The organism is Megasphaera sp. ASD88 (genome assembly GCF_002287425.1).
Lineage (GTDB): Bacteria > Bacillota > Negativicutes > Veillonellales > Megasphaeraceae > Megasphaera > Megasphaera stantonii.
In genome coordinates, this window is the sequence record NZ_NQXW01000068.1 from 1 (window position 1) to 524 (window position 524).

Consider the following 524-nt stretch of genomic DNA (forward strand, 5'->3'; position numbering starts at 1 on the left):
TGTCCTTCCGTTGCTGCACGGTCTGCTACAATATCTTCTGCATTGCCAGACCATTCTGTATTTTCAAGGCCGGTTACGCTTGGTGCAGTTACACTCCCGGTTTCGTTTACATGGAAGTTATTGTTGCCAGCCCATACTTCATTAGTCAGGACATTGCCGTCTTCCAGTGTGACACCGCCAATCATTGAATTGCCTTGAGCGATAATCGTACCATCTGTGCTGACATTGCCTTGGGCATCTACCTTAAAGGCATCATATCCTGCACTGATACCTTCCGGAGCTGTCACTACACCGTCCTGGAATCCTACGCCGTCAATATTGCCGCCGCCGCTAGCCCAGATAGCTCCGTCTTCAGTTACCATGAACGTATTGTTGGAATTCGCAAATTCACTGGCTCTCATCTTGCCGTCAATGGTTACGTTATCCGTAACGTTTCCGTCTTCGTCTACGTCATACATCACTGCGCCTTTTGCCAGCGTATCGAGATTGCCTTGAACATCAAGGAGTTGTCCTTCCGTTGCTGC

The 524-nt window shown here is 49.0% G+C and carries 1 protein-coding gene; it reads right to left on the reverse strand.

Translation table 11 applies throughout. The features are described 5' to 3' along the window. A partial coding sequence (locus tag CJ260_RS12865) for a hypothetical protein (RefSeq protein ID WP_158221414.1) occupies positions 1-524 on the reverse strand: 524 nt, incomplete at both ends.